Annotated in this window: 2 protein-coding genes and 1 pseudogene; 1 reads left to right on the forward strand and 2 read right to left on the reverse strand. The window is 64.9% G+C overall.

Annotated elements, in window-relative coordinates; all coding sequences use genetic code 11:
- On the reverse strand, positions 1-809 hold an 809-nt coding region (locus tag WCA85_RS18255), incomplete at its 3' end, for an ABC transporter ATP-binding protein (RefSeq protein WP_424066283.1).
- On the reverse strand, positions 806-1,939 hold the full coding sequence (locus tag WCA85_RS18260) for an MlaE family ABC transporter permease (RefSeq protein ID WP_424066284.1): 1,134 nt from the start codon (positions 1,937-1,939) through the stop codon (positions 806-808). The genes WCA85_RS18260 and WCA85_RS18255, both read right to left, overlap by 4 nt.
- A 171-nt stretch (positions 1,940-2,110) precedes the next feature.
- Here WCA85_RS18260 and WCA85_RS18265 point away from each other — a divergent pair.
- A pseudogene (locus WCA85_RS18265) lies at positions 2,111-2,488 on the forward strand (biotin--[acetyl-CoA-carboxylase] ligase); the annotation flags it as partial.

A 2,488-nucleotide genomic window follows, 5' to 3' on the forward strand; every position in this document is an offset into this window, starting at 1 on the left:
AGCGCCTGCAGCGCGCGGCGTCCGCGCAAGCCGAGGAAATACTCGCGGATAAACGGATGATCGACACCCGCCGCTTCCTCCACGGGCGCGGCCACCAGCACCTTGCGGTCAGCCAGCACGGCAACCCGCGTGGACAGCGCGACCATGGTGTCCAGATCGTGCGTCACCATCACAACGGTCAGGCCCAATGCCCGATGCAGCGTGCTAACCAGTTCGACGAACTCATCCGAGGCCTGAGGATCGAGGCCTGCGGTCGGTTCATCGAGAAACAGCAGTTCGGGTTCGAGCGCAATGGCGCGCGCAATCCCCACCCGCTTGATCATGCCGCCCGAAAGCGCCGACGGCATCTTGGACGCGTTCTTGCACGGCAGGCCGACCATCTCCAGCTTGAGCATCACGATGTCGCGCAGCAGATCCTCGGGGATTTTGCCCAGTTCGCGCAGGGGTTGCGCGATGTTGTCGAATACCGATAGCGACGAGAACAGCGCGCCGCGCTGAAACAGCATGCCGGAGCGGCTGCGCATCAGCAGCGCGTCCTCTGGCGAGATAGTCGACAGGTCTTCGCCGAACAGCTTGATGGTGCCCCTCGTCGGACTCTCGAGCCCGAGGATCTGGCGCACCAGCGTGGTCTTGCCGGAGCCGGAACCGCCGACGATCGACACGATCTCGCCGCGCCGCACGTCGAAGTTCAGATGCTGATGGACGATGTTGCGCCCGTAGCGTTTGGTCAGATCGCGCACCTCGATCACAGGCTCGGCGATCGTCGGCAGCGGCTGTCCACGTACGGACTCTGTAAGCGGTGCGGTCATCCTAACCCCACGTTCTGGAACAGGATGGCGAACACCGCATCCGCGAGAATCACGATGGTGATCGAGGTCACTACCGAGGTCGTGGTGCCCTCCCCGAGGCTCTGCGAATTCGCCTTGATACGGAAGCCGAAATGACAGCCGACGATGCCGATCAGCATGCCGAACGCAACGCCTTTGCCAAGGCCGATCCACAGGTTCGCGACCGGCACCACGCTAGGCAGCGCCCGCGCGAAATAGCCCATGTCGATACCCAGCACGATTTTCGCGGCGAGCGCTCCACCGGTGAGCGCGACGATGTTGGTCCACATCACCAGCAACGGCATCGCCACGCCGAGCGCTAGCACCCGCGGCAAGATCAGCCGCAAGCCGTGCGGGATGCCCATCACGCGCATGGCGTCGAGTTCCTCGGTGACGCGCATCACGCCGATCTGCGCGGTGATCGCGGATCCGGAGCGGCCGGCTACCAGAATCGCCGACAACACTGGCCCCAGCTCACGAATCACCGAAAGGCCAAGAATGTTGACGATGTACTGGTTCGCGCCGAAGAGCCGCAACTGCTGCGCCGACAGATAGCTGAGCACGATACCGATCAGGAACGCAACCAGCGCGATGATGGGCAGCGCCTTGGTGCCTGCGTTATAGACGTTGGACGAGATCTCGGTCCACGGTGTGATCTTCGGATTGCGAGCGACCGCGATCAGATCCAGCACCACGCGGCCGAACATCGCGAGGCCGCCGTACAGATGCTCGAAGAAGGAAAACAGCGAGAGGCCGAGACGCGTGAACGGATCGGGCCGCAGCACCGCCTCGGGGGACTCGCGAGCGGAATCGAGCAGCGCAATGCGGTCGAAAATGTCGCGCTGCGTCGCGTTCAACTCGACCACCTGGGCCGGCAGTTTGTGACCCCAGACGCGCCATAGCGCCTGGCCGCCGACGTGATCCATACGCTCGACGCCTGACAGGTCCCAGTGCAACCCCTGGGCGCCGATCAGCGAACGCAGGCGGGGCACAACCTTGCCGGTGGCGCGGTCGCGCGCGAGCGCGAGCGCCGTCCACTGGCCGGAGAGCCGGACGATCTTGCCTTGGCTGCCAGCCGCGACTTCAAGGCCGGGCGGAGTGTCGTAGTTCAAGGATCGCGGGAATCGGTTGTCGGATCAGGGGCCATTGTAACGAAGGCAGCGCGAACCCAGTGACCTTGTGCGTCCGAAGCGCGCTGTGGCCATCCCATGTCGACCGGAGTTAGCGCTTTGGCGCTTACTCCGGTCCCATGCAAGCGTGTTGCTGTCGCTACAATAGACGACATGAACGCATCCCACTCCGCACCTTCCGTACCTGAGCCGGGCCCGACGGGCGACTGGCGCATCGACCGCGAACGCGCAGTCGCGCTGTTCGGCGCACATGCTCACGATTGGCCGATGGAAATCGTCGAGGAAACCGGCTCGACCAACGCCGACCTGATGGCGCGCGTGAAGGCGCTGCCGCGCAAGTCCACCGCCCTGCCACGCCCGATCGTGCGCGTGGCTTATCTGCAAACCGCCGGCCGGGGCCGGCGCGGGCGTCCCTGGTTTGCGGAACCGGGCAATGCGCTGCTGTTTTCGGTGGCCTGCGTGCTGCCGCGGCCACTCGAAGAACTCGCCGGCCTGAGTCTGGCGGTGGGCGTGGCGCTGGTGGACGGACTG

Source organism: Paraburkholderia sp. (assembly GCF_049581445.1).
Taxonomy (GTDB): domain Bacteria; phylum Pseudomonadota; class Gammaproteobacteria; order Burkholderiales; family Burkholderiaceae; genus Paraburkholderia.